General features: G+C 68.4%; 22 protein-coding genes. 15 read left to right on the top strand and 7 right to left on the bottom strand.

Features of this window, described 5'->3' with window-relative positions; all coding sequences use genetic code 11:
• Window positions 1-2: 2 nt before the first annotated feature.
• From lysA to H4W30_RS14075, 6 genes are all read left to right on the top strand, one after another.
• The gene (gene lysA / locus H4W30_RS14100) at window positions 3-1,436 is read left to right on the top strand and encodes a diaminopimelate decarboxylase (RefSeq protein WP_192743244.1); all 1,434 of its coding nucleotides are present in this window, start codon (window positions 3-5) and stop codon (window positions 1,434-1,436) included.
• A 3-nt stretch (window positions 1,437-1,439) separates the two neighbouring features.
• Window positions 1,440-2,750 carry a homoserine dehydrogenase gene (locus tag H4W30_RS14095; protein ID WP_192743243.1) on the top strand — a complete coding sequence of 437 codons (1,311 nt, stop codon included), beginning with the start codon at window positions 1,440-1,442 and terminating at the stop codon, window positions 2,748-2,750.
• Window positions 2,747-3,808 carry a threonine synthase gene (thrC, locus tag H4W30_RS14090; protein ID WP_192743242.1) on the top strand — a complete coding sequence of 354 codons (1,062 nt, stop codon included), beginning with the start codon at window positions 2,747-2,749 and terminating at the stop codon, window positions 3,806-3,808. Before H4W30_RS14095 ends, thrC begins: the two co-directional genes overlap by 4 nt.
• Entirely contained in the window at window positions 3,805-4,686 is an 882-nt protein-coding gene (gene thrB / locus H4W30_RS14085; RefSeq protein ID WP_192743241.1) for a homoserine kinase, read from the top strand. The genes thrC and thrB overlap by 4 nt, the downstream gene beginning before the upstream one ends.
• Window positions 4,687-5,107: 421 nt before the next feature.
• Window positions 5,108-7,105: a transcription termination factor Rho gene (gene rho, locus H4W30_RS14080; protein ID WP_192743240.1), complete on the top strand. Its 1,998-nt coding sequence runs from the start codon at window positions 5,108-5,110 to the stop codon at window positions 7,103-7,105.
• A 79-nt stretch (window positions 7,106-7,184) separates the two neighbouring features.
• Complete coding sequence (locus H4W30_RS14075) at window positions 7,185-7,622, top strand: AAA family ATPase (RefSeq protein WP_318780600.1); 438 nt, start codon at window positions 7,185-7,187, stop codon at window positions 7,620-7,622.
• 63 nt (window positions 7,623-7,685) lie between these two features.
• Here the strand turns inward: H4W30_RS14075 and H4W30_RS14070 are convergent, their stop codons facing one another.
• The gene (locus H4W30_RS14070) at window positions 7,686-8,231 is read right to left on the bottom strand and encodes a CHAP domain-containing protein (RefSeq protein WP_192743239.1); all 546 of its coding nucleotides are present in this window, start codon (window positions 8,229-8,231) and stop codon (window positions 7,686-7,688) included.
• 222 nt (window positions 8,232-8,453) lie between these two features.
• On the opposite strand from H4W30_RS14070, the gene rpmE reads away from it, so the two are divergent.
• Complete coding sequence (gene rpmE, locus H4W30_RS14065) at window positions 8,454-8,681, top strand: 50S ribosomal protein L31 (protein WP_007028345.1); 228 nt, start codon at window positions 8,454-8,456, stop codon at window positions 8,679-8,681.
• Between the two features lie 93 nt (window positions 8,682-8,774).
• On the top strand, window positions 8,775-9,845 hold the full coding sequence (gene prfA, locus H4W30_RS14060; protein ID WP_192743238.1) for a peptide chain release factor 1: 1,071 nt from the start codon (window positions 8,775-8,777) through the stop codon (window positions 9,843-9,845).
• Window positions 9,846-9,879: 34 nt separating this feature from the next.
• On the opposite strand, the gene H4W30_RS14055 is transcribed toward prfA, so the two are convergent.
• A complete protein-coding gene (locus tag H4W30_RS14055) occupies window positions 9,880-10,617 on the bottom strand; it encodes a hypothetical protein (protein WP_192743237.1) in 738 nt (245 codons plus the stop codon).
• 695 nt (window positions 10,618-11,312) lie between these two features.
• Here H4W30_RS14055 and H4W30_RS14050 point away from each other — a divergent pair.
• Complete coding sequence (locus tag H4W30_RS14050) at window positions 11,313-12,470, top strand: hypothetical protein (protein WP_192743236.1); 1,158 nt, start codon at window positions 11,313-11,315, stop codon at window positions 12,468-12,470.
• Window positions 12,471-12,482: 12 nt separating this feature from the next.
• Here the strand turns inward: H4W30_RS14050 and H4W30_RS14045 are convergent, their stop codons facing one another.
• From H4W30_RS14045 to H4W30_RS14025, 5 genes are all read right to left on the bottom strand, one after another.
• A complete protein-coding gene (locus H4W30_RS14045; RefSeq protein ID WP_192743235.1) occupies window positions 12,483-12,914 on the bottom strand; it encodes a GtrA family protein in 432 nt (143 codons plus the stop codon).
• Window positions 12,911-13,891 (bottom strand): glycosyltransferase family 2 protein, encoded by a 981-nt coding sequence (locus H4W30_RS14040; protein WP_192743234.1) that lies wholly within the window; start codon window positions 13,889-13,891, stop codon window positions 12,911-12,913. Before H4W30_RS14040 ends, H4W30_RS14045 begins: the two co-directional genes overlap by 4 nt.
• 100 nt (window positions 13,892-13,991) lie before the next feature.
• Window positions 13,992-15,257, bottom strand: coding sequence for a mannosyltransferase family protein (locus tag H4W30_RS14035; protein WP_192743233.1), 1,266 nt, complete (start codon window positions 15,255-15,257; stop codon window positions 13,992-13,994).
• Window positions 15,258-15,363: 106 nt separating this feature from the next.
• The gene (gene wsfD, locus H4W30_RS14030; RefSeq protein WP_192743232.1) at window positions 15,364-16,800 is read right to left on the bottom strand and encodes a glycan biosynthesis hexose transferase WsfD; all 1,437 of its coding nucleotides are present in this window, start codon (window positions 16,798-16,800) and stop codon (window positions 15,364-15,366) included.
• 75 nt (window positions 16,801-16,875) lie between these two features.
• Window positions 16,876-17,646 (bottom strand): alpha/beta fold hydrolase, encoded by a 771-nt coding sequence (locus H4W30_RS14025; protein WP_192743231.1) that lies wholly within the window; start codon window positions 17,644-17,646, stop codon window positions 16,876-16,878.
• A 59-nt stretch (window positions 17,647-17,705) separates the two neighbouring features.
• On the opposite strand from H4W30_RS14025, the gene H4W30_RS14020 reads away from it, so the two are divergent.
• From H4W30_RS14020 to H4W30_RS13995, 6 genes are all read left to right on the top strand, one after another.
• Complete coding sequence (locus H4W30_RS14020; RefSeq protein ID WP_126732644.1) at window positions 17,706-18,053, top strand: MerR family transcriptional regulator; 348 nt, start codon at window positions 17,706-17,708, stop codon at window positions 18,051-18,053.
• A 7-nt stretch (window positions 18,054-18,060) separates the two neighbouring features.
• On the top strand, window positions 18,061-18,609 hold the full coding sequence (locus H4W30_RS14015; protein WP_126732645.1) for an HD domain-containing protein: 549 nt from the start codon (window positions 18,061-18,063) through the stop codon (window positions 18,607-18,609).
• A gap of 84 nt (window positions 18,610-18,693) precedes the next feature.
• Window positions 18,694-19,560 carry a peptide chain release factor N(5)-glutamine methyltransferase gene (gene prmC, locus H4W30_RS14010; RefSeq protein ID WP_034308966.1) on the top strand — a complete coding sequence of 289 codons (867 nt, stop codon included), beginning with the start codon at window positions 18,694-18,696 and terminating at the stop codon, window positions 19,558-19,560.
• A gap of 128 nt (window positions 19,561-19,688) precedes the next feature.
• Window positions 19,689-21,674, top strand: coding sequence for a M6 family metalloprotease domain-containing protein (locus H4W30_RS14005; RefSeq protein ID WP_192743230.1), 1,986 nt, complete (start codon window positions 19,689-19,691; stop codon window positions 21,672-21,674).
• An 84-nt stretch (window positions 21,675-21,758) separates the two neighbouring features.
• Window positions 21,759-22,409, top strand: coding sequence for an L-threonylcarbamoyladenylate synthase (locus H4W30_RS14000; protein WP_192743229.1), 651 nt, complete (start codon window positions 21,759-21,761; stop codon window positions 22,407-22,409).
• A 168-nt stretch (window positions 22,410-22,577) separates the two neighbouring features.
• Window positions 22,578-23,729 (top strand): glycosyltransferase family 4 protein, encoded by a 1,152-nt coding sequence (locus H4W30_RS13995; protein WP_192743228.1) that lies wholly within the window; start codon window positions 22,578-22,580, stop codon window positions 23,727-23,729.
• Window positions 23,730-23,750: the final 21 nt, after the last annotated feature.

Here is a 23,750-nt window from a genome sequence, read left to right as displayed (position 1 = left end):
GAATGGCTCACCCCGCGGGCCCCCGCCACGCCGACGTCTACCCCCACGCCGACGCCTCCGGTTTCCCGCCGTCGAGTCCCGAAGAACTCGACAGGCTGTACCCGAAAGTCTGGCCCCGCAATACTTTCCGCGGCGGTGACGGCGTCGTCCGCATCGCCGGGGTCGACGTCCGCGAGCTCGCCGAGAAGTACGGCACGCCGCTGTTCGTCGTCGACGAGGCCGACTTCAAGTCCCGCTGCGCCGACTACGCCGAGGCGTTCGACGACCCGGCGCTCGTGCACTACGCGTCCAAGGCCTTCCTCTCCATCGAGATCGCCCGCTGGGTGGCCGAGCAGGGGCTGAGCCTGGACGTCTGCAGCGGCGGCGAGCTCGCCGTGGCACAGCGGGCGGACTTCCCGGCGGAGCGGATCACCTTCCACGGCAACAACAAGTCGCTGCCCGAGCTGGAAGCCGCCGTCGAAGCGGGCGTCGGCACGGTCGTGGTGGACTCCTACTACGAGATCGCGCGGCTGGCCGACGTCGCCGCCCGGCACGACGTCGTGCAGAACGTCCTCATTCGGGTGACCGTCGGCGTCGAGGCGCATACGCACGAATTCATCGCGACCGCGCACGAAGACCAGAAGTTCGGTTTCTCGCTGGCTTCCGGTGACGCGGCCGAGGCCGTGCGCCGCGTGCTCAACGCGCCGTCGCTGAAGCTGATCGGCCTGCACAGCCACATCGGCTCGCAGATCTTCGACGCCGACGGTTTCGAGGTCGCCGCCCGCCGAGTGGTCGGCCTGCTGGCCGAACTCGCCAAGGAGCACGGCACCGACCTGCTCGACCAGCTGTCGATCGTCGACCTCGGCGGTGGTTTCGGTATCGCCTACACCGACAAGGACAACCCGCCCCCGCCCGCGCAGATGATCACGCAGATCCGCGAGATCGTCCGCAAGGAATGCGAGTACGCGGGCCTTCCGGTGCCGAAGATCGCCGGCGAGCCCGGCCGCGCCATCGCCGGCCCCGGCACGATCACGCTGTACGAGGTCGGCACCATCAAGGACGTCTCGCTCGGCGACAAGGCAGCCCGCCGCTACGTCAGCGTCGACGGCGGTATGAGCGACAACATCCGCACCGCGCTCTACGACGCGGTGTACGACTGCCGTCTCGTATCCCGGTCGGCGGACGACGACGGGGACGGCCAGGCCGCCGCCGCGCTGTCCCGGGTCGTGGGAAAACACTGTGAGTCCGGCGACATCGTCGTCCGCGACTGCTGGCTCCCGGACACCCTTGCTCCCGGCGACCTGCTCGCCGTGGCGGCCACCGGGGCGTACTGCTACTCGATGGCCAGCGGGTACAACCGGCAGCCGCGGCCCGCGGTGGTGGCCGTGCGCAACGGCAGCGCCCGCGTGCTGCTGCGGCGGGAGACGACGGACGACATGCTGCGCCTGGAGGTCTAGCAAGTGTCTACTGTGGACGAACGCGTGATCAGGGTCGCCCTGCTGGGCTGCGGGACGGTCGGCGGCGAGGTCGTCCGGCTGCTCACCGAGCAGGCGGAGGAACTCGCGGCCAGGGCGGGCGCCAAGGTGGAGCTGGCCGGCATCGCGGTACGGCGCCCCGACAAGCACCCCGAGCTGCCGCCGGAACTGGTCACCTCCGACGTGACGAAGCTCGTCACCTCCCCGGACGTCGACGTCGTCGTCGAGCTGGTCGGCGGTATCGAGCCGGTGCGGGAGTGGCTGCTCGACGCGCTCAAGGCCGGGAAATCCGTTGTCACGGCGAACAAAGCGCTGCTCGCCGAGCATTCCGCGGAGCTGTTCGAGGCCGCCGACGCGGCGGGTGTCGACCTGTACTTCGAGGCGGCCGTGGCCGGGGCGATCCCGTTGCTGCGCCCGCTGCGCGAATCGCTGGCCGGCGACCGCATCACCCGCGTGATGGGCATCGTCAACGGCACCACCAACTACATCCTCTCGGCGATGGACTCCACCGGCGCCGGTTACGCGGAAACGCTGGAAGAGGCCAGCAGGCTCGGTTACGCGGAGGCGGACCCGACGGCCGACGTCGACGGCTACGACGCGGCGTCCAAGGCCGCGATCCTCGCCTCGCTCGCGTTCCACACCCGGGTGACCGCGTCCGACGTGCACCGCGAGGGCATCGCCGACGTCACCGCGTCGGACCTCGCCGCGGCGAACGTGCTGGGCCGCACGGTGAAACTGCTCGCCATCTGCGAACGCGTCACCGCCGACGACGGCACCGAATCCGTTTCGGCGCGCGTGCATCCGGTGATGATCCCGCGCGGCCACCAGCTCGCCGGGGTCGGCGGCGCGTACAACGCCGTCTACGTCGAGGCCGACGCCGCCGGTGAGCTCATGTTCTACGGTCAGGGCGCCGGTGGCGCGCCGACCGCGAGTGCCGTGCTCGGCGACCTCGTCGCGGTGGCTCGGAACCGGGTCGTCGGCGGACGTGGCCCGCGCGAATCCGCGCACGCCGCGCTCCCGGTCAGGCCGATGGGCCAGACGCCGACGCGGTACCACGTCAGTCTCGACGTGGCCGATCGAGCGGGTGTCCTCGCCCAGGTGGCCCAGGCGTTCGCCGGGCACGGCGTCAGCATCGCCGCGGTGCGGCAGCGTGACGCGAACGACACGGCCAGCCTGGTCGTGGTCACCCACCTGGCGCCGGACGCGGCATTGCGGTCCACTGTGGACGACATTGCCCAGCTCGATGTGGTGAACCAGGTCGTCAGTGTGATGCGGGTGGAAGGCGAAGACCAGTGATTTCCCAACCGTGGCCGGGGATCATCCAGGCTTATCCGGACCGGATCCCGGTCCCCTCCGGCGCGAAGGTGATCACGCTCGGCGAAGGCAACACGCCGCTGCTGCCCGCCCCGCACCTCTCGGAACTGACCGGCTGCGAGGTCCACCTCAAGGTCGAAGGCGCGAACCCGACCGGGTCGTTCAAGGACCGCGGGATGACCGTGGCCATCACGCACGCGCTCGCCAGCGGGCTGCAGGCCGTCATCTGCGCCTCCACCGGCAACACGTCGGCGTCGGCCGCGGCCTACGCCGCCCGCGCCGGGCTCACCTGCGCGGTGCTCGTCCCGCAGGGCAAGATCGCGATGGGCAAACTCGCCCAGGCCGTCCTGCACGGCGCGCGGATCCTGCAGGTGGATGGCAACTTCGACGACTGCCTCGAACTGGCGCAGAAGACCGCCATCGACTACCCGGTGACCCTGGTCAACTCGGTCAACCCGGTGCGCATCGCCGGCCAGAAGTCGGCCGCGTTCGAGATCTGCGACGTCCTCGGCCGGGCGCCGGACATCCACTGCCTGCCGGTCGGAAACGCGGGCAACATCACCGCCTACTGGGCCGGATATTCCGAGTACGCGGGCGACGGTGTGGTGAAGAACACCCCGCGGATGTTCGGCTTCCAGGCGGCCGGTGCCGCGCCGCTCGTGCACGGCGAGCCGGTGGCCGATCCGGACACCATCGCGACCGCGATCCGCATCGGCAGCCCCGCGTCCTGGGACGGTGCGATGAAGGCGAAGAACGCCTCCGCCGGGCTGTTCGACGCGATCACCGACGAGAAGATCCTCGAGGCGTACCGGCTGCTCGCCCGCAAGGAGGGCGTGTTCGTCGAGCCCGCTTCGGCGACCAGCGTCGCGGGCCTGCTCGCCACGGCCGCGGACGGGCGCCTGCCGAAAGGCTCGACCGTGGTGTGCACCGTCACAGGGCACGGTCTGAAGGACCCGGCCACGGCCTTGGAGGGCAACGTCGAGGTCGAGCCGCTCGCCGTCGACCCGACCGCCGTCGCCGCCGCGCTGGACCTGCGATGACGCTGATCGAGGTCAAGGTCCCGGCGTCGTCGGCCAACCTCGGCCCGGGATTCGACTCGCTCGGCCTGGCGCTCGCGCTGTACGACCGGGTCGAACTCCGGATCACCGACGCCGGGCTGAAGATCGAGGTGATCGACGCCGGCGCGGGCGGCGTCGACGACGTCCCGGTCGACGAGTCGCACCTGGTCGTGCGGGCTTTCCGGCGGGCATGCGAGCACCTCGGCGTCCGGCCGCCAGGCCTGCATCTGCGCTGTTTCAACGCCATCCCGCACGCCCGCGGCCTCGGATCGTCGGCGTCCGCCGTCGTGACCGGGGTCGCGGCGGCGTACGCGCTGGCTGAGAAGGCCCTGGACGACGACGCGCTGCAGCTGGCAGCCGAGTTCGAAGGGCACGCCGACAACGCCGCGGCGAGCCTGCTGGGCGGCTTCGTGGTCGCCTGGACCGAGGGCGAGCGGTTCCGTGCCGAACGGCTCCAGCCGCATCACGACATCCGGCCCGTGGTCGCCGTCCCGGCGCTGCGGTCCTCGACCGACGCCACGCGCGGGCTGCTCCCCGCCCAGGTCCCGCACGCCGACGCGGCGTTCACGGCGGGCCGCGCGGCGCTCGTGGTCCACGCGCTCACCTCGCGCCCGGACCTGTTGCTCTCCGCGACCGAAGATCGGCTCCATCAGCACTACCGGGCGCCCGCGTACCCCGCGAGCAGCGAACTGGTGCGCGCGCTGAGGGCCGAAGGAGTGGCCGCGGCCATCTCCGGAGCCGGTCCGACCGTGCTCGCGCTGACCACCGGCGGAATACTCCCGGCGGGCGTCGACGTTACGTCTTTCGACGTCACCGAGCTGCCGATCGATCCGGGCGGCGTTCAGGTTGCGGCTCAGTAAAGCCTCGGTCACATGCCGGAGCCCCATCCCGCCACGCGGGGGGGGTGGTTGTTGCACCGGGCCGTGGTGCGGTCTACCCTCGGGGGCGTTCGATCACCGTGCGTTTCCGCACCCGGTGCCGGTCCAGGTGACCAGTGTCATCCTTGGCCCGCATCCTTCGTTGATCCGCCAGTTCCGTGCACCGCCTGGCAAGCGGGGAGTAGCGGATGGACGCAGGCGGGTTCCCGGTTCCGGCGGTGCCGAATTCCGCTTCCTCCGTTTGGAGGACGCAAATCCCTGTGCTGGAGGCCTTCTAGCTGTGTTCGACACGGCCGAGGAGCTGATCGCCCGTATCGGGGGCCAATTACGCCGTTTCGCAATCGGACGCGAGCGGCGGTCCGCTGATCCACCTGGAGGCGTGGATCGGTCAGGAAGGACATTTGTGAGCAACACCGATCTTTTGAGCGACGTCGAAGGTGGCGCCGCCGAGTCGAACGGCGCCGTCGCTCCCAAGCGCACGGTCGGCGGATTGACCGGCAAGACCGTCGCCGAGCTGCGCTCGATCGCTGGGGACCTCGGCATCGGCGAGACCACGGGTATGCGCAAGGGCGATCTGATCGCGGCCATCCGCGAGCGCCAGGGCAAGACCAAGCGCAAGACCCCCGCCGCGGCGAGCGAAACGCTTCCGCTCGAGGGGATCGACGCTCCGCGTAAGGCCCCCAAGGCCGAAGCGCCCAAGCAGGAGGCCCCGAAGCAGGAGGCCCCGAAGGCCGAAACGGCTCCGGCCGAGGCTCCTCGCGCCGAGAAGGCCGAGAAGGCCGAGAAGACCGAAAAGGCTGAGAGGTCTTCGGAGAACGGCTCCGCGCCCGCCGCCGAGCGGCCCGCGCAGCAGGAGAACGGGGCCCAGCAGGACGGCCAGCCGCAGCAGGAAGAGGGCGGCCGCAACCGTCGTCGCCGCGGCTCCAACCGTGCCGCGGGCTCGCCCGAGCAGGGCGGTCAGCAGCGTGAGCGCGGTGAACAGCGCGAGCGCGGCGAGCGTGGTGACCAGCGTGACCGTGGTGACCGCGGCGAGGGCGGCAACCGTCAGGGCAACCGCGACGGCCGTGGCCAGGACAACCGCCAGCGCAACCAGCAGGGCGGCGGCCAGGACAACAGCCAGCGGCAGGGCCAGGGCCCGCAGGGTGACGACGACGAGGAAGGCGGCCGTCGCGGCCGTCGCTTCCGCGACCGTCGCCGCCGTGGTTCCGGCGGTGGCCGCGAACAGGGCGGTTCGCCCGACACCGAGATCCGCGAGGACGACGTCCTGCTGCCCGTCGCGGGCATCCTGGACGTGCTCGACAACTACGCGTTCGTGCGCACCTCGGGCTACCTCGCCGGGCCGAACGACGTGTACGTCTCGCTTTCGCTGGTCCGCAAGTACGGCCTGCGCCGCGGTGACGCCATCACCGGTGTCGTGCGCCAGCCGCGTGACGGCGAGCAGCAGCGGCAGAAGTTCAACCCGCTGGTGCGCGTCGACTCGATCAACGGCCTGGAGCCGGACGAGTCGAAGCGTCGTCCGGAGTTCACCAAGCTGACGCCGCTGTACCCGAACGAGCGACTGCGCCTCGAGACCGAGCCGCACAAGCTCACCACCCGCGTCATCGACCTGGTGATGCCGGTCGGCAAGGGGCAGCGTGCCCTGATCGTGTCGCCGCCGAAGGCCGGCAAGACGACGATCATGCAGGACATCGCGAACGCGATCTCGACGAACAACCCCGAGTGCCACCTGATGGTCGTGCTCGTGGACGAGCGTCCGGAAGAGGTCACCGACATGCAGCGGTCGGTGAAGGGTGAGGTCATCGCCTCCACCTTCGACCGCCCGCCGTCCGACCACACCTCGGTCGCGGAGCTGGCCATCGAGCGGGCGAAGCGCCTGGTCGAGATGGGCCACGACGTCGTCGTGCTGCTCGACTCGATCACCCGTCTGGGCCGCGCGTACAACCTCGCGGCCCCGGCGTCCGGCCGGATCCTCTCCGGTGGTGTCGACTCGACGGCGCTGTTCCCGCCGAAGCGGTTCCTCGGCGCGGCGCGCAACATCGAGAACGGCGGTTCGCTGACGATCTTCGCCACGACGATGGTCGAAACCGGGTCCACCGGTGACACGGTCATCTTCGAAGAGTTCAAGGGCACCGCGAACGCGGACCTCAAGCTCGACCGGAAGATCGCCGAGCGGCGCGTGTTCCCCGCGGTGGACATCAACCCGTCCGGTACCCGCAAGGAAGACCTGCTGCTTTCGCCGGACGAGCTCGCGGTCACCCACAAGCTGCACCGGGTGCTGCACGCGCTGGACTCGCAGCAGGCCATCGACCTGCTGATCTCGCGTCTGCGCAAGACGAAGACCAACATCGAGTTCCTCATGCAGGTCTCGAAGACGGCCCTCGGCTCGAACGACGACGACTGAGTCTCGCTCTGTACGTGAAGGCCCCCTTCACTGCGCTAGGCGCAGTGAAGGGGGCCTTCACGTACTTCGGGCGGGCCTCGTGAGTGCCCCGCCTGTGCCGGGCCGGGTCGTCGTGTACGGGGTCACCGGTTCGGGCAAGTCGACGCTGGCGCGAAAGTTGGCCGAGCGGACCGGGCTGCCGTGCCATTCGGTCGACGACGATCTCGCCTGGCAGCCGGGTTGGGTGCCGGTTCCCGACGACGAGCAACGACGCCGGATCGGCGCGCTGGTCGCGGGGGAGCGCTGGATCATCGACGGGATGTTCGCCAAATGGCGTGACATCGCGTTGCCTCGCGCCGAACTGATCGTGGCGCTGGACTATCCGCGCTGGGTTTCGCTGAGCCGGCTGGTGCGCCGGACCGTGGTGCGCTGCGTCACCCGTCGCCGGATCTGCAACGGCAACGTCGAGACGCTGCGGGGCATACTCTCCGGCGACTCGATCATCGTGTGGCACTTCCGCTCTTGCGCAGCTGGATAGCGCGTGAAGGCCCCCTTCCCTCGGCTCAGCGAAGGGAAGGGGGCCTTCACGCGACCCGAGGGCTCAGCGGTGCGGAACCGCCGCGGGAGTCCAGCCGCGGTAGTTGTTGAAGTAGTGCACGCTCGACGCGTGGCCGATCTTGCCGCCGATGCTGGTGGCGTAGATCCCGCCGGAGCCGTCGGCGATGCCGACGTGGCCCCACTGGCTGATGTTCCAGTACACGAAGGAGCCCTTCGGCGGCGTCCCGGTCGTGTGCTTCGGGCTCGCGCCGTTCCAGTGCGCGTTGGCCGAGGCCCAGACGCCGGTGGTCCCGTACGCGTTCTCGACCGCCTTCTCGCAGAGGCCCTGGTACGCGGTGGAACCCATGCGGTTCTTGAACCACTGGACCGCTCCGGCGGGCGTGCCGTCGCCGGCGCCCTGGATGGCCAGGTCGCCGTCGGACACGGTGGTGAACGTCCCCGCGGTCGGGTTGATGTCGGCGGCGGTGATGGTGGCGCCCGCTTCGGGGGCGGCCGGGGCGGCTCCCGCGACCGGAGCCATGGCGAAGGCCGCGATGGCCAGCGCGGCGACGGAGGCCGGCTTCGCCACCTTGGCGAGGATGGTGCGCATGATCAGTACCTCCTGTTGAGGAATCACCAACAGAAGGAGCATCGCGTGATCAAGTACAAATTTCGTACAACCAGGTGTCGATAGTTGATAACTCAACGTAATGGAATACGCCGGGGGAGGGGTGCGTTGACGCCACTGCCAGCACATCTGGCAAAATCATCCGCTGAAGTCCGGCACCGGTTCACCCCGCACGGGGACCCGGGGCCAACGAGAGAGGACACCATGAAGAGCGGTATTCACCCCGAGTACGTCGTCACGCACGTGAACTGTGACTGTGGCAACGAATTCACCACGCGCAGCACCAAGACCTCCGGCAACCTCCACGTCGAGATCTGCTCGAACTGCCACCCGTTCTACACCGGCAAGCAGAAGCTCATGGACACCGGCGGCCGCGTCGCGCGCTTCGAGGCTCGCTACGGCAAGCGCAAGAAGGCCGAAGACGCCAAGTAGCTTGAACGACGGCGCCTACCCGCATGTCCGGGTAGGCGCCGTTTTCTTTGGTGTTACAGCCTTGGTTTCGTCCGGTCGTTGAGAGGTGGAGTGGTGGATTCGAGTTCGCTGAAGGGTCTGCTCGAAGAGCACGCCCAGCTGGAAGAGCAGCTGGCCGACCCGTCCGTGCACGCCGACCAGGCGCGCGCTCGCAAGCTCGGCCGCCGGTACGCGGAGCTGAGCCCCGTCGTCAAGACGGTCCGCGAGCTCGACACCGCCCGTGACGACTTCGAAACGGCGAAGGAGCTGGCGGCGGAAGACTCGGCCTTCGCGGCCGAAGCCGAAGAGATCTCCGCCAAGATCCCGGTGCTCGAAGCCAAGCTCACCGAACTGCTCCTGCCGCGCGACCCGTACGACGGTTCCGACGTGGTCATGGAGATCAAGTCGGGTGAAGGCGGCGAGGAGTCGGCGCTGTTCGCCGGCGACCTGCTGCGCATGTACCTGCGCTACGCCGAGCGTCACGGCTGGAAGGCCGAGGTGCTCGACTCGGTCGACTCGGACCTCGGCGGCTTCAAGGACGTCACCGTGTCCATCAAGAGCCGGTCCGCCGAGGCCGACGGCGTCTGGGCGCGGCTGAAGTTCGAGGGCGGGGTGCACCGCGTGCAGCGCGTGCCCGCCACCGAATCTCAGGGCCGCATCCACACCTCCGCCTCCGGCGTGCTCATCTACCCCGAACCCGAGGACGTCGAGGTCGAGATCGACCCGAACGACCTGCGGATCGACGTCTACCGCTCGTCCGGCCCCGGCGGCCAGAGCGTCAACACGACCGACTCGGCGGTGCGGATCACGCATATCCCGACCGGCGTGGTCGTCTCGTGCCAGAACGAGAAGTCGCAGATCCAGAACCGTGCCCGCGCCCTGCAGGTGCTGCAGGCCCGCCTCCAGGCGATCGCCGAGGAGGAGGCCGCCGCGAAGGCGTCGGATGCTCGCCGCTCGCAGGTCCGCACCGTCGACCGCTCCGAGCGGGTCCGCACCTACAACTTCGCCGAGAACCGCATCGCCGACCACCGGGTGAACTACAAGGCGTACAACCTGGACCAGGTCCTCGACGGCGACCTCGACGGCGTGCTGGACGCGCTCATCACCGCGGACCGCGAAGAGCGGCTGGCCGCCCACGCGGGCTGATCCGCGCGACCGCGACGCTGTCCTCTGGGGAACGTCAGCCGGGCTCGGTGTGGAACGGATCGTCCTCCAGTCCGGTGTGGACGGCTCGGACGGACATGTTCACCTGGGACAGCTGGGCGTTCACCTCGTTCGTGACCCGGCTGAGTGCCTCGTCGCCGCTTTCCCCTGCCAGAGCGGGAAGAGCCGACAACAACACGGCTTCGCAAGGGCCCGCGTCCGTGCTGATCCGGACCAGCGACGCCGAAAGGTCGGCCGCGGGACGGCCGCACAGGTCCACGGCCAGCCGCAGGTCACCGGTGGGGACATAGAGATGTACCCGCGAAATGACATCGGTTTCCGCGCGCGGGGAGAAATCGTGCCGGGGGACATGCGCGGGTTCACGCGGGTCGGTGCCGCCGACGGACGCCATCAGCGAATAGAGCGTGAATCCGTCCGCCTGGGTGTCGTAAGCGTCGTAGCTTCCGTATTGGCCGGTCTCCGGCGTGCCGTGGATTTCGAATAATTGCGCATTCAGGCCGAAGTGGAAAAGCGCGGGTACCGCGGCCCGGTGCAGCGTTTCGGCGGGTTCCTCGCCATCGGCCGGAGGTGTGCGATAGCCGACCGAGACCAGGTATCCCTTCCAGCCGCCTTCGGGGTCGGCGCGGCAGATCTCCAGCTCGGTGGCGTCGAACTCGCCGATGAGACGTTCGCCCAGCGTGGCGGCCGCGGCGAAGTCCTCGGTTTCGATGTTCGCGGATATCCGCGTGACGACTGCCGTTTCCCGGAGATCCATGACTATTTCGTGAGCCCTTCGGCGCGTACAAGTGGCTTTCAGCCTACGCGGGACGGGTGCCGCATGGAACGACGCCCGTACGATAATGTTCCATGATCGGCTGAGTCCTGTTCTTGATCAATCTTGGGTCCGAGTAGACCGGAATGTGCCGGGCTCGATGTCGTACCACGTCACCGGCTCGAGACGGAGAGAACACGCCTTCAAGCAAGCCGAGTGCTGTGCCCATACTGTCTTCGCCAAAGCACAATGGCCAGGTGGTGGCGGCCGTAAGCCGGGCGGTCTTCTTGACCGCCGGGGCGACCAGCGCCTCCAGATCCCGTGCGGCGACGGCACTGAACACACGATCCCGGACTGAAGGACCTTGAGCACATGGTGCGCTAGATCCGCGACTGCTCAGGTCACCGCCCGAAGCCGGGTGCCGGCTGACGATTCACCGGATCGGTACTCGGTAGCCGGCCATCGAACCGTCACGCGTAGCATTCGTGGTGCCTCCTGCCGCTTGGCAGATGGTGTTTCGGATCCACCAGTCGGGCCGCCCCATCCTTTGAGTGAATCAGGACAGAATCGTCATGCCGATTTCCTCTGTGGACCACCAGTCTGAACGCGGTACTTCCGTCCCCGCCGACTCGACGGATGGCCCATCCGCGCCTGACGCCCCCGAGACCGGGGTCTCAGAGCGCGCCCGGCGCGTGTACATGGTGATCCTTGTCGTCCTGGTCGTCGGGATCGCCTTCGGTGTCCGGCTGTCGCTGTTCCGCTATCAGACTTCGGACTACATCGTCTACTACCGCAGGTGGTACGACTTCATCGTCGATCACGGTGGCTTCGCCGCTCTGCGTTACGAATTCGCCGACCTGAACGCGCCATATCGCTACTTCATGGTCGTGCTCACCTACCTGCCGATCTCGCCGCTCGCCGGAATCAAGGCGTTCTCGGTGGCCTTCGAGTTGGTGACCGCGTTCTTCGCCTACCGGATCGTCGCACTCCGGTTCGGCAGGACCTGGCCGTCGCTGTTCGCCGCGATCACGGTGTTCTTGCTGCCCACGGTCATCTTGAACGGCTCGATGTGGGCTCAGGGTGACGCGATCTACACGGCGTTCTCCATCGGAGCGCTCTACTACGTCCTGACCCGCCGGCCATGGTTGGCTTGCCTCTTCTTCGGCCTCGCGTTGTCCTTCAAGCTGCAGGCGATCTTCCTCTTCCCGCTTCTGCTGGTTCTCGTCTTGGTCGGAAGAATCCCGTGGCGCTGTTTGCTCGCGATCCCCGCCGTCTACGTGCTGCTGGACGTGCCGGCCTTCCTCGCCGGTGCGGCTCCGGAGAAGCTGCTCACCGTCTACCTCAGTGCCACCGACGTCTGGACGCAGCTCACCATGGGAGCACCGTCGATCTGGCAGTTCTTCCGGGGCGAACAAGGTCTCGACGCCATGCGCACTCCCGGTGTCCTCTTCGCCGGTGTCCTCGTCTTGATCGGCTGCCTTCTCGTCCTCATCAGCCGCGCCGAACTCACCGACACCAGGATCCTGTTGCTCGGTGCCGTGTCGACGATCCTCGTCCCGTTCGTGTTGCCGTCGATGCACGACCGGTACTTCTACCTCGCCGACATCCTCACCGTGCTGCTCGCGTTCCACCTTCCCCGGCGGCTTTGGTTCTTGCCGCTGGGGATCCAGTTCACCTCATTGTTCAGCTACGTTCCCTTCCTCTTCTGGGCCAAGGGAGGCGCTGAAGGCATCGACTTCCGCATTCTCGCCGCGCTCCAGTTGGTACTCCTCATCGCGCTCCTCCGCGAGACAACGCGGCAGCTGTGGAGTCGACCCAGGGCGCACCTGGGCACGCCGCTTCCGGAAAAGCCCTAGCCCGGCGGTGGTTCAGGCCGGCGGACCGGGCTGGACCACCGCGGCGGGCTCGGTCGCCCCGTGCCGGAAGACGACCTTCTTGTACAGGACGTAGTTCCACACCATGCCGACCGCGATCGCGCCCAGTTTCGGGATGAGCACGTTGATCCCGGGGAAGAGCTTGGTGACCGCGAAGATCACCGCGGCGTGGACGACCCACAGGCCGAAGGCCGTCACGGCGAAGAAGAGAACGGCCTGACGGCGGATGTCGCCGTCCTTCGCGCGGAAGGTGAAGTTCCGGTTGAGCGTGAAGCTCAGCAGCATGCCCGCCGTGGTCGAGATGAAGTTCGCGACGAACATCGGGACGCCGAGCGTCGCCAGCAGGGCATAGCCGAGCGCGTCGACCGCGGTGTTGAGCACCCCGACGACACCGAAACGCACCTGGGTGGCGCTGATCGGCTTCACCGGGCGACTTGCCCGGCGTCGACAGGGGAACCGGAGCGGACCGACGCGATGCCGTAGAGCGGGCGGTTCTGCACCTGTGAATAGGTCCGGCCGATGTAGCTGCCGAGCACCCCGAGCATGATGATCTGGATACCGCCGAGGAAGAACATCGCGGCGGTGATGAACGCCCAGCCCGGAACGGCGGTCGTCGGCGCGAAGAGCTTGACGCCGAGCACGTACAGGATGCCGAGGAAGCTGAGTAGCGAGATCAGGTAGCCGAGCCGGGTGATCATCCGCAGCGGCGCGACGGAGAAACCGAGGATGCCGTCCGCGGCGAAGCGGAGCATCTTGCGCAGGGGATAACCGGTCACCCCCGCGTGCCGTTTGTCGCGGTCGAACAGGACGGCCGTCTGCTTGAAGCCGATGTAGCTGATCAGCCCGCGCAGGAACCGGTCCTGTTCGCGGTACTTGCGCAGTTCGTCGACGACCTTGCGGTCGATCAGCCGGAAGTCGCCGGTGTTGCGGGGAATCTCGACGGAGGCCATCTTCCGGAGGAACCAGTAGAAGGCGCCGGCGGTGAGCTTCTTGAACATCGAATCCTGGCGCGAGCGACGCTGCGCATAGACGACGTCGAAGCCTTCGTCCCATTTCGCGATCAATTCCAGCGCCACCCGCGGCGGGTCCTGCATGTCGCTGTCCATGATGATCGCGGCGTCCGCGTCCACCAGGTCGAGCCCGGCGGTGACCGCCATCTGGTGGCCGAAGTTGCGGGACAGCTCGATCACGGTGACCCGGGCGTCGCGCCGGCTCAGCGCGGTGAGCAGGTCCATCGACCGATCGCGGCTGCCGTCGTCGACGTAGATGAAACTGAAGTCGTACTTGTCGGCGAGCGGCGCCATCGTCTCGTCCACCGTGCGGTGGAGGAGTTCGATGTTCTCTTCCTCGTTGTAAATGGGAAAGATGAACGCGATCCGGCGTCTGTCGTGGTCCGCGGGCATTGGAAACCCCCGTTGCGATTTCTGGAGAAGGCGGTGAATGGGTTCACGGCCAAGGTGGGTTGATTCTAGGAGGTGGGGCGGAGGTGACTCTTCCGGGTGGTCAGCCGGACCAATGACCGGCGACGAAACGGAGGAAGATCGCGCCGCAGATCAGCGAGTTGAGGTACATCGTCGCGTACACCACGCCGCGCAGGTTCGGGCGCCGTTCGGCCAGCAGCACCAGCGCGAGGTACATGACCAGGCACGGGAGCAGGTACCGGTGCACCGAGACGACGTTGCTGTTGAGCGTCAGCATCACGAAGGAGGCGAGCCCGAACAGCGCGAGCGGCAGGCCTTTCGACCGCAGCGCGACGAAGAAGTAGACCGAGGCCGCCAGGAGCAGGAGCAGGCCGAGCATGGGCAGCGCGTGACTCAGCAGCGTCCACGCGTCCATCGGCTTCACGCCGATCAGCGCGCGGAAGGTGATCTTGAGTTCCGTGAACGTCGTCTCGACGATGTTCGGGTTGAACTTGTGGTACGACCAGGTGCTCGCGCTCTTGAGCGCGGTGAAGCTCGACATCGCGCTGCCGGTCTCGATCTTCATGTAGAGCATGTGTGCGGCGAGGCCGACGTACGCGGCGGGGAACCAGAGGATGGGCCAGGACAGCAGGCCGCGCGGCTTCCAGTCCGCGGATCGCCAGAACTCCAGGAAACACAGGCCGACGAACACCGCGGCGGTGATCCGCGACGCGGTGAGCGGGATCAGGCAGAGGCCCATCCACAGCCATTGACGTCGTAACGCGAACAGATACGCCCAGAAGCCGAGCGCGCAGAACACCGCCTCGCTGTAGAACGAGTGCAGGAAGAAGGCGGCGGGCGCGGTCAGGAACGCGGCGACGACCAGCCAGTGCGAGCGAGGGGAGTTGAGGAAGAACCGGGCGATCTTGAGCAGGGCCACGCCCGCCAGCCAGGTCGCGATCAGGTTGACGATGAACCCGGCCGTGAGCAGGCCGAGGGTTCCGAAGCTGAGGGTCTTGACCAGCCACACGCAGATCGGGAAGACCGGATAGAACGCTCGTACCGGTACGTAACTGCCCGTGTAGGCGTGTTCGGCGATTTCGCCGTAGTTGCCGGCGTCCCAGCGGTAGGTGTGGGAGAGCAGGCTCCATGTCGAACCGATGCCGGTCTTGGGAATGCCCTCGCTCGACGGAGTGGACGGGCCGAACAGCCACGCCACCGCGGTCAGCGCGACGTTCCAGGCCAGGACGACCAGGAGGACCTTGCCGTAGTCGCCGGCGAGCCAGCCGAGGATCCGCTCGCGACCGGTTCTTCGCTCGCTCGATGCCGCGGGCACCCTGGTGGGGCCCGCCGTGATCATGTCGGTCATGACTGAATTACTACAGGGATGGCACGACCTGGCCTTACCGGGGTGCCGATGCCGGTGAGCGGGACACGATCGGTCACCCGCCCGCGATTGTCCGGATATCGCGGATTCAGGAGACCGCGGTCGCCGGTTCCTTGGTTTCGGGCTGCTTTTCGGGTTCCGATTCGCCGTTTCGGCGCGGAAGGAACGAAAGCGCGGCGAAAGCGCCGGCGAGGAGGGTCGGGAAGATCGTCAGCTGCTGGTGCTTGATGTTCTCGATCCCTTCCGCGAGGCCGGCGACCAGGAACTGGCCCATCGCGAACAACAGGAACGTGAGCACCACGAGACCCACGTCGCGCCGCCCGACGCGCTTGCGGAAGGCGCGGAGCCCCGCCCAGCCGATGAGCAGCCAGATCGGCAGCAAGGCGAACAAGCCCAGCGGCGCGATCCAGCCGGTGATCCCGGACAGGACGGGGACCCGGTACTCCTTGGCCAGCGGCGGCTGCCCGGCGTGCTCGCCGAAGCTGCCGAGGTTCGGCACGCGGGCCGTCAGCGTCTCCTGCGCGGAGCGGTGCAGCATCTGGACCACGCGGACCGGGTGTTCGAGGTAGTACTGGGCGATGTTGCGGCGGCTGATCTTGTCCCGGTACTTCGGGTAGTCGGGGGACGACCACGCCCCGTTGGCGCTCCACCAGCCCGTGCCGACGTACGCCGCGAACTCCGGCGGGAGACCCAGCGCGGCGAGGTCGCCGGCGGTGTCGTGTTTCCCGTCCACGATCCCGTTGAACACGACGTGGTACGTGTTGATCTCGCGGTATTCCGCGTTCGCCGGGTCGCCCGTGCTCTGCATCAGCGCGGTGCCCGTGCCGACGACGGCCAGCACGGCCAGCGGCAGGGCCCACCGGGCGAGGCCGCGGCTGCCCTCCGGCCGGACGAACAGCATCGCGAGCGCGAACAGCGGGATCAGCAGCAGCGTCTGCGACTTCGCGTTGATCCCGATCATCGCGCCGAGCACGGTGACGGCGGCGCCGGCGTAGCGCCACGGCCCGGTGCGGTGCATGAGCAGGAGCCCGCCGGCGAGCAGGAGCATCCCGAGGAAGGCGGCGCCCTCGCTCAGCACCGAGGCGAAGTAACCGAAGAAGGCCGAGTCCGCCACGACCAGCAGCAGCGCGACCGTGGCGATGACGCTGTTCCGGACCGAAAGGCGCAGGCCCGCCACGACCGCGGCGATCCCGCCCGCGACCAGCAGGCAGCCCAGTACGCCCAGCACCAGCAGGTTCAGGATCGCCGACGAGCCGAGCCACTGCCCGATCTCGCTGGCGATCTTGTCGATCCAGGTCTGGCTGGAGATGTACGCGCTGTCGCAGGCCGGGGCGGGGCCGTACGAGAAGCGGACGAAGTATTCGGAGGGCCGGTCGAGCTCGCGGGCGCCGAGCCGGCACAGGATGCGCCAGCCGTCGCCGTTGTCCGCCATGCCGATGGGGCGCGGGACGAGGAAACGGACGAGCAGCACGCCCAGCGCGGCTGAAAACACGCCGAAGGGCAGCCCGATCTCCCGATACCTCATCCGGGCCACCATAGAATATCGGTCGAAGTGATCGACTCGGCACCCTCTGTGTGCTAGGCGGCGCCTGGTGGACCTCTAGATCCTCACGGCGAGGAACTTCTGGATCACGCTGAGCCATTCGTCGCGGGCCTCGGCGCCGATACCGTGCCCGGCCTCGATCTCGACCAGTTCGGCGCCGGGGATCCCGGCCGCGAGTTCGCGGGAGTGGACGGGCGGGGCGAGGCCGTCCAGCGTCGTGGCGACGACGAGGGTGGGGACCGAGATCCCGGCCAGTTCGGCGCGGGTGTCGACGCTCGCGACCAGGCCCACGTGTTCGGGGCTGCCCTCGGGGATGAATCCGGCGAGCCCGTCGATGGCGGCTTCGAGCTCCGAGGGCGTCATCGCGTTCAGGTGCTTCTCGCCGGTGGCGGCGAAAGTGAGGAACTTCGCCAGCAGCTTCCGGTCTCCGCCCAGCAGTTCGCGCCAGATGTCGACGGCCAGCAGCAGCCGGTTGTCCGGTTTCGTGAACCCGGCGGTCAGGATGAGCCCGGTGACCCGGCCGGGGTGCCGCGTCGCGGCGCGGACGGCGACTCCGGTGCCGAGCGAGTAGCCGAGGATCGCGAAGCGTTCGAGGCCGGCGTCGACGGCGATGGAGACCAGTTCGTCCGCGACGGCGTCGAGGTCCAGCGGTTCGGTGCTGCGCGGCGTGGCCCCGGAGCCGGGGTAGTCGGGGCCGACGACGGTGTGGGTGCGGGCGAGGTCGTCGATGATGCTCCCGAAGTTGCCCTCGACGCTGCCGCCACCGCCGTGGGCGAGCAGCAGGCCGGGACCGGAACCGCGGACGACGTGCGCGAAATGATTCGTCATGCCGGCGACGTTAGGTACTGACATCGATGTGAAGGTCAAACTCGGATGACGGGGGTCACATGCTGATCGGCGAGCTGTCCCGGCGGACCGGCGTGAGCCAGCGGCTGCTGCGCTACTACGAGGAGCAGGGGCTGTTGGTCTCGCGGCGCGACTCCAACTGCTACCGCAGCTTCGGCGAGGACGCGGTCACCACGGTGCGGCAGATCCGCGCCCTCCTCGCGGCCGGGCTGAGCACGCAGGTCATCGCCAAAATGCTTCCGTGTGCCACGGGTGAACTGCCCGAGCTGGACATGTGCCCGACCGTGGTGGCGGAGATCCGGCGCGAACTGGCCGAAATGGACGACCGCATCGACACCCTCCGGCAGCGGCGCGGGACACTGGCCGGATATCTCACCGCCGACGCGTAGGAGAATTGTGGAAGCCCTGGCCAGATTCGGGTTCGAACTGGGTGTGCTCAAGCGGATCCGGCGTGCCGGGTGGTGGCAGGCGGGGGTCCGCGATCCCGAATCGGTCGCCGAGCACACCATGCGGGTGGCGCAGCTGGCCGGTCTGCTCGCGGCCGAGGGTGGCGCCGACCCGGCGAAGGCGGCGTATCTCGCGCTCTGGCACGACACGCAGGAGACGCGGACCGGCGACCTTCCGCACACGATCAAGGGTTTCGTCGAGAAGCCGGACCCGCGCGCGATCACCGCCGCGCAGACGTCGTCGCTTCCCGATGCGGCACGTGACTCGGTGCGCGACGCCGTCGACGAGTACGAGTCCGCCGAAAGCCCGGAGGCGCTCTACGCGCGCGACGCGGACAAGCTCGAGATGTTGCTTCAGGCCGTCGAGTACCGCGATGTCGGTGTACGGAACGTGGACGAGTGGATCGCTTCGGCGACGAAGAGCCTTCAGACCGACCTGGCGCGGCGTGTGGCCGAAGCGGCGCTGACGTTGTCGTCGCTCTCGTGGCGGGTGAGGTGAAAGGAATCGATACCCTGGGCCCGCGTGTATCGACCCCGGCACGCGTGCCTCGTGTGTCAGGCTTGACTCTGTGAAGGAACACCAGTGAACCGGCAGCCGTTGCGCCTCGCCATCATGGAAGCGACCCGCATCCTCACCGAGGCCGGTGTGGCGTCACCGCGTTCGGACGCGGAACTGATCGCCTCCCATGTCCTCGGCGTCGAACGCGGCCGCCTGCCGATGGTGCCGCTGGTGGACCCGCCCGTCATCGACGCGATCGGCCAGCTCGTGAACCAGCGGGCCAAGCGGATCCCGCTGCAGTACCTCACCGGCTGGGCCGCGCTCGGCGACATCACGGTCAACGTCGGCGCCGGGGTGTTCGTCCCGCGGCCGGAGACCGAACTGCTCCTGGAATGGGGCCTCAAATTGCTGCACGGGCGCGAGTACCCCGTCGTGGTCGACCTGTGCACGGGATCGGGCGCGCTCGCGCTGGCCGTGCAGCACGCGCGGCCGGACGCCGTCGTCTACGCGGTCGACATCGACGCGCAGGCGCTCGCGTGGGCCCGGCACAACGCGGACGTCCACGCCGACGCGGGGGACACGCCCATCCGCCTGTACTCCGGCGATGTCGCGGACAGCACGATGTTCGCCGAACTCGACGGGCTCGTCGACCTGGTCCTGTGCAACCCGCCCTACGTTCCCGAAGGCACGCCTGTGCCGACGGAGGTCGCCGAGCACGACCCGCCGCGCGCGGTGTTCGCGGAGGAGAGCGGGCTGGCGGTGATCCGGCACGCGATCGCCGCGGCCGCGCGCCTGCTGCGGCCCACCGGCGGTATGGCGATCGAGCACGACGACACGCACGGCTCCGCGGTCCCGGCGCTCGTGCGGGCGCGACGGGTGCTGACCGACGTCCAGGGACACCTCGACCTCGCCGGACGGCCACGTTTCGTCACCGCCCTGCGCGTCTCCTGACCCCTTCCTTCCGAAATGCGGGGATAGTTAGCGAGACTCACGACTTCCGGCGGTGCCCATGGCAAAGCCCACCTCCTAACGTCGATCACGGCCGCCTCCTCGGCGGTCCGACTGGGAGGTGTACCCCGATGCGATCGTCTCTCCGACGAACCCCGCTCAGAACACTCGCCGTCCTCGCCACCGTCGCGCTGCTGCCGGGTCTGGTCGCCCAGCCCGCGTCCGCCGCGGTGCCGGTGCACGGCTGGCCCGCCCCGATCGACGGGTCGACCTGGGAGAACCAGGACCACATGACGTGGGACGACTACCGCAAACCGCCCGGCACGAACTGGGCCGACCCCGCGCTGAAGCCGACGAAACGGACGTTCAAGGGCGCCGTGGTGCTCGCGGACTACCCCGATCAGGAGTTCGCGGTCACGCAACCGGCGCATTCGACGGTGTTCGGCAACCCCGGCCCCGCCGCCAGCAACATCCCGCGGGCTGACGTCGCGAAGTTCTACCAGGACTTCCTGAACAAACCGCAGGCGATCAACCGCGGCCACACCATCAACGAATACTGGATGGAGGACTCCGGCGGCCGGATGGGCGTCGACCTGACCGCGTTCGGGCCGTACCGCCTGCCCGGCAAGTCCTTCGAATACGGCATGGAGTTCCAGCCCGACGCCTGTCCGCCGGACGCGAACTGCAAACGCGACCTGCGCGCCGACGCGGGCGCGGCCTGGCGGGCGGACGTGGGTGACGTCGCCAAGCAGTTCGACTTCGTCTTCTATCTTTCCGCGGGCCAGGACGAGAGCGCGACCTGGCAGGAATTCGGCGTGATGAAATTCGGCGAACCGGGGAACGTGCCAGACGAATTCGGTCCCGGCGTCGCCGGAATGCCGAACGCCGCGTCCACCCGGTACGTTCCGTGGACGTCGTGGAAATCGGCGGCGAGTATCTGGCCGAACGCGGTCCCCGGTTCCTCGACCCAGGCCGAAAGCTCGGGCCAGGCGGTTTACGCGCACGAATTGAGCCATATCCTCGGCATCGGCGACAATTACAACAACCCGTTCGGCACTCCGCCGTCCAGGACCTACACCGGTCCGTGGGAGATGATGTCGCGCGGCAGCTTCAACGGGCCCGGCGGACCGCACACGCGCTGGCAGATCCCGGCGACGCAGGGCGGCTCGATGGGGTCGCACCACATGCTGCGCACCAAGATGAAGCTCGACATCATCGACCAGGAGGACGTTCTCAAACTCGACCGGAACTCCCTCGCCACGACCGGTCCGGTTTCGGCGAGGATCACGGCGCGTTCGGTCCTTCCCGGACGGGGCGCCTACAGCGGCATGAACATCGCGCTGACCGGCGGGGACCTTTCGCCGAAATGCGACCGGTCCAAGGATCCGTTCTGCGACGGCGGCGGATACCACAATTACACCGTCGAGGTCGTCGACCGGATGGGCAGCGATTCCTTCGCCCCCGATTCCGGTGTCATCATCGCGAAGACGAAGAACCAGGACAACGCGCCGTTCGAATGGATCGTCGACGCGAATCCGGCCGACATCGGCATGACCGACTACAAGAAGCCGGACGGCACTCCGGTGCCGATCACGATCGGCGACTACCGCCAGCTCAACGACGCGGCGTTCAAGGCGGGCACCGGTTCCGCGAGCAAGTACGAGTACACCGACGAGGCGAACAGGCTGAAGTTCCTCGTCTCGGACGTCGAGCGCGACCGCAAGGGCGTGCTGTCCTACGTCGTCACGGTGGCTTCGCTCGACGGAGTGGGCTCGCGGGCCAGGGGCGTTTCGCTGTGGCCGTCGGCCCCGGCGTTCGCCAAGCAGGGCCTGGCGAGCTGCTCGTTCCCGGTGCTCAACACCGGCGACGCGAAGGGCGCCGTGGCGCCCTTCGACACCGACACCTACCGCCTGAGCGCGTCCACCAACGCGAAGGGCTGGGAGGTGCGGCTGCCGAACGAGCTGTCCACCGTCCCGTTCGGCAAGCGGTCCTCGGCGACGGCGCACGCCAAACGCGCCGCGGGCGGTGACCACGTCGCGCATATCAAGCTGACCGCGACGTCGATCGCGGATCCGGCGAAGACGGCGACGGCGTTCTGTACCGCTTTCGCCTTCTGATCCAGCCCACCTCGTGAGTGGCAAGGACGGTTAGAACCGTCCTTGCCACTCACGAGGAAAGGGACAGGGCTACCCTCAGGGGCCATGAGCGCGGTTTACGACTGCAGCAAGCATGAATCCCGGGCCGACGGGCTCGCCGCGGCGGCGAGCGCCGTGCGCTCGAGCCGTCTCGTCGTCCTCCCGACCGACACGGTCTACGGCATCGGCGCGGACGCCTTCGACAGCGGCGCCGTCCAGTCCCTGCTCCGCGCGAAGAACCGCGGCCCGGACATGCCGGTCGGCGTCCTGGTCGGTTCCTGGTCCACTGTGGACGGACTCGTGCTCGGCACGCCGCCGCAGGCCCGCGCGCTCATGGAGGCGTTCTGGCCCGGCGACCTCTCCATCGTCCTGCCACACGCGCCGAGCCTGCAGTGGGATCTGGGCCAGTCACGCGGAACGGTGATGCTGCGGATGCCGCTGCACCCGGTCGCGCTGGAACTGCTGCGTGACGTCGGCCCGATGGCGGTCTCCAGCGCCAACGTCTCCGGGCAGCCGCCCGCCTCCACCGCGCAGGAGGCCGTCGACCAGCTCGGCGACAGCGTCGCGGTGTACCTCGACGGCGGATCCACCGGCGAACCCGTCCCGTCCACGATGGTCGACCTCACCGGCGACGACCCGGTCATCCTGCGGGAGGGCGCGGTCAGCCGGGCCGCCGTCGCGGAGGTGCTGGGCGTGCCCGCGGAGTCGCTCGCCTAGCCGTCACGCGTGATCGGACGGACGACACGCGTGATCAGGCGGACGACACACGTGATTGGACGGACGACACACGAAGCGGGTCCTGGTGACAGCAGGACCGTTGGCCGCCGTATCCCCCTGACGCGGTAGCGTGTTCGAGTGACTTGGACCTCGGTGGCGTAACGCATCATGCCTCCTACGCAAGGCCTCCCGATCCGGGAATACCTCCTCGTCGCCCTCACCGCGGCGGCCGTGACCTTCCTGCTCACCGGCGTCGTGCGCCGGGTCGCGATCCGGATCGGCGCGATCGCCAACCCGCGGGCCCGCGACGTCCACGTCACCCCGATCCCGCGGATGGGCGGGATCGGCATCTTCCTCGGTGTCGCCGCCGCGATGGGGCTCGCGCACCAGCTGCCCGCGCTGAGCCGCGGTTTCGACTTCTCCTTCGACTCGCTGGGCGTCCTGCTCGCCGCGGGCGTGATCTCCCTGATCGGCGCCCTCGACGACCGGTTCGAGCTGGACGCCTGGACGAAACTGGCCGGCCAGGTCATGTGCGCCGGGATCCTGGTGATCTTCGGTGTGCAGTGGGTGTCGTTCTGGGTGCCGTGGGGCGGCGGTGGCGAGTCCTTCGGCCAGGTGCTGGTGCTGGACAAGAACCAGGGCGCGCTGCTGACCGTCGTGCTGGTGGTCGTCATGGTCAACGCGATGAACTTCGTCGACGGCCTCGACGGGCTCGCCGGCGGTCTCGGTTTCATCGCCGCCGCGGCGACGTGCTCCTTCTCCCTCGGCCTGCTCGATTCCTCCGGTGGCGACGTCGGCGCGTACCCGCCCGCCCTCATCGCCGCCACGCTCGCCGGGGCCTGTCTCGGCTTCCTGCCGTACAACTTCCAGCCCGCGAAGATCTTCATGGGCGACTCGGGTTCGATGATGATCGGCCTCATGCTGGCGGGCGCGACGACGTCCGCGTCGGGCCGCGTGCCGTACCCGCAGTTCAGCGGCAAGGACGCGCTCGCGCTGCTTTCGCCGCTCGTCGTGGTCGCCGCGGTGCTGTTCGTGCCGTTGCTCGACCTGATCATGGCGGTCGTCCGCCGCACCCGCCGCGGTGAGAGCCCGTTCGCCGCGGACAAGATGCACCTGCACCACCGCCTGCTGGAGATCGGCCATTCCCAGCGTCGCGCGGTACTGCTCATCTACTTGTGGGCGGGCCTGCTCGCGTTCGGCGCCGTTTCGGTCACGCTGTTCGACAGCGCCGCGGTCTTCTGGATCGTCGGATTCGGTTTCCTGCTGGCGACCCTGGTGTCGATCGTGCCGCGGCTGCGGTCGCGGAACCGGACCGCCTGAACCGCCCGCGACGGCACGGGC

Source organism: Amycolatopsis roodepoortensis (genome assembly GCF_014873915.1).
Lineage (GTDB): Bacteria > Actinomycetota > Actinomycetes > Mycobacteriales > Pseudonocardiaceae > Amycolatopsis > Amycolatopsis roodepoortensis.
Note: the sequence above shows the minus strand (reverse complement) of the source record. Positions and strands in the feature narration are given on the sequence as shown.

Excerpts from the sequence above, each read along its gene's own strand:
- H4W30_RS14040 (WP_192743234.1), bottom strand. The coding sequence starts at position 13,891 with ATGCCCGCGGACCACGACAGACGCCGGATCGCGTTCATCTTTCCCATT.
- H4W30_RS14070 (WP_192743239.1), bottom strand. The coding sequence starts at position 8,231 with ATGCGCACCATCCTCGCCAAGGTGGCGAAGCCGGCCTCCGTCGCCGCG.
- H4W30_RS14055 (WP_192743237.1), bottom strand. The coding sequence starts at position 10,617 with ATGGATCTCCGGGAAACGGCAGTCGTCACGCGGATATCCGCGAACATC.
- H4W30_RS14035 (WP_192743233.1), bottom strand. The coding sequence starts at position 15,257 with ATGACCGACATGATCACGGCGGGCCCCACCAGGGTGCCCGCGGCATCG.
- H4W30_RS14025 (WP_192743231.1), bottom strand. The coding sequence starts at position 17,646 with ATGACGAATCATTTCGCGCACGTCGTCCGCGGTTCCGGTCCCGGCCTG.
- H4W30_RS14020 (WP_126732644.1), top strand. The coding sequence starts at position 17,706 with ATGCTGATCGGCGAGCTGTCCCGGCGGACCGGCGTGAGCCAGCGGCTG.
- lysA (WP_192743244.1), top strand. The coding sequence starts at position 3 with ATGGCTCACCCCGCGGGCCCCCGCCACGCCGACGTCTACCCCCACGCC.
- H4W30_RS14050 (WP_192743236.1), top strand. The coding sequence starts at position 11,313 with ATGGTGATCCTTGTCGTCCTGGTCGTCGGGATCGCCTTCGGTGTCCGG.
- thrB (WP_192743241.1), top strand. The coding sequence starts at position 3,805 with ATGACGCTGATCGAGGTCAAGGTCCCGGCGTCGTCGGCCAACCTCGGC.
- H4W30_RS13995 (WP_192743228.1), top strand. The coding sequence starts at position 22,578 with ATGCCTCCTACGCAAGGCCTCCCGATCCGGGAATACCTCCTCGTCGCC.
- rpmE (WP_007028345.1), top strand. The coding sequence starts at position 8,454 with ATGAAGAGCGGTATTCACCCCGAGTACGTCGTCACGCACGTGAACTGT.
- wsfD (WP_192743232.1), bottom strand. The coding sequence starts at position 16,800 with ATGAGGTATCGGGAGATCGGGCTGCCCTTCGGCGTGTTTTCAGCCGCG.
- H4W30_RS14005 (WP_192743230.1), top strand. The coding sequence starts at position 19,689 with ATGCGATCGTCTCTCCGACGAACCCCGCTCAGAACACTCGCCGTCCTC.
- H4W30_RS14000 (WP_192743229.1), top strand. The coding sequence starts at position 21,759 with ATGAGCGCGGTTTACGACTGCAGCAAGCATGAATCCCGGGCCGACGGG.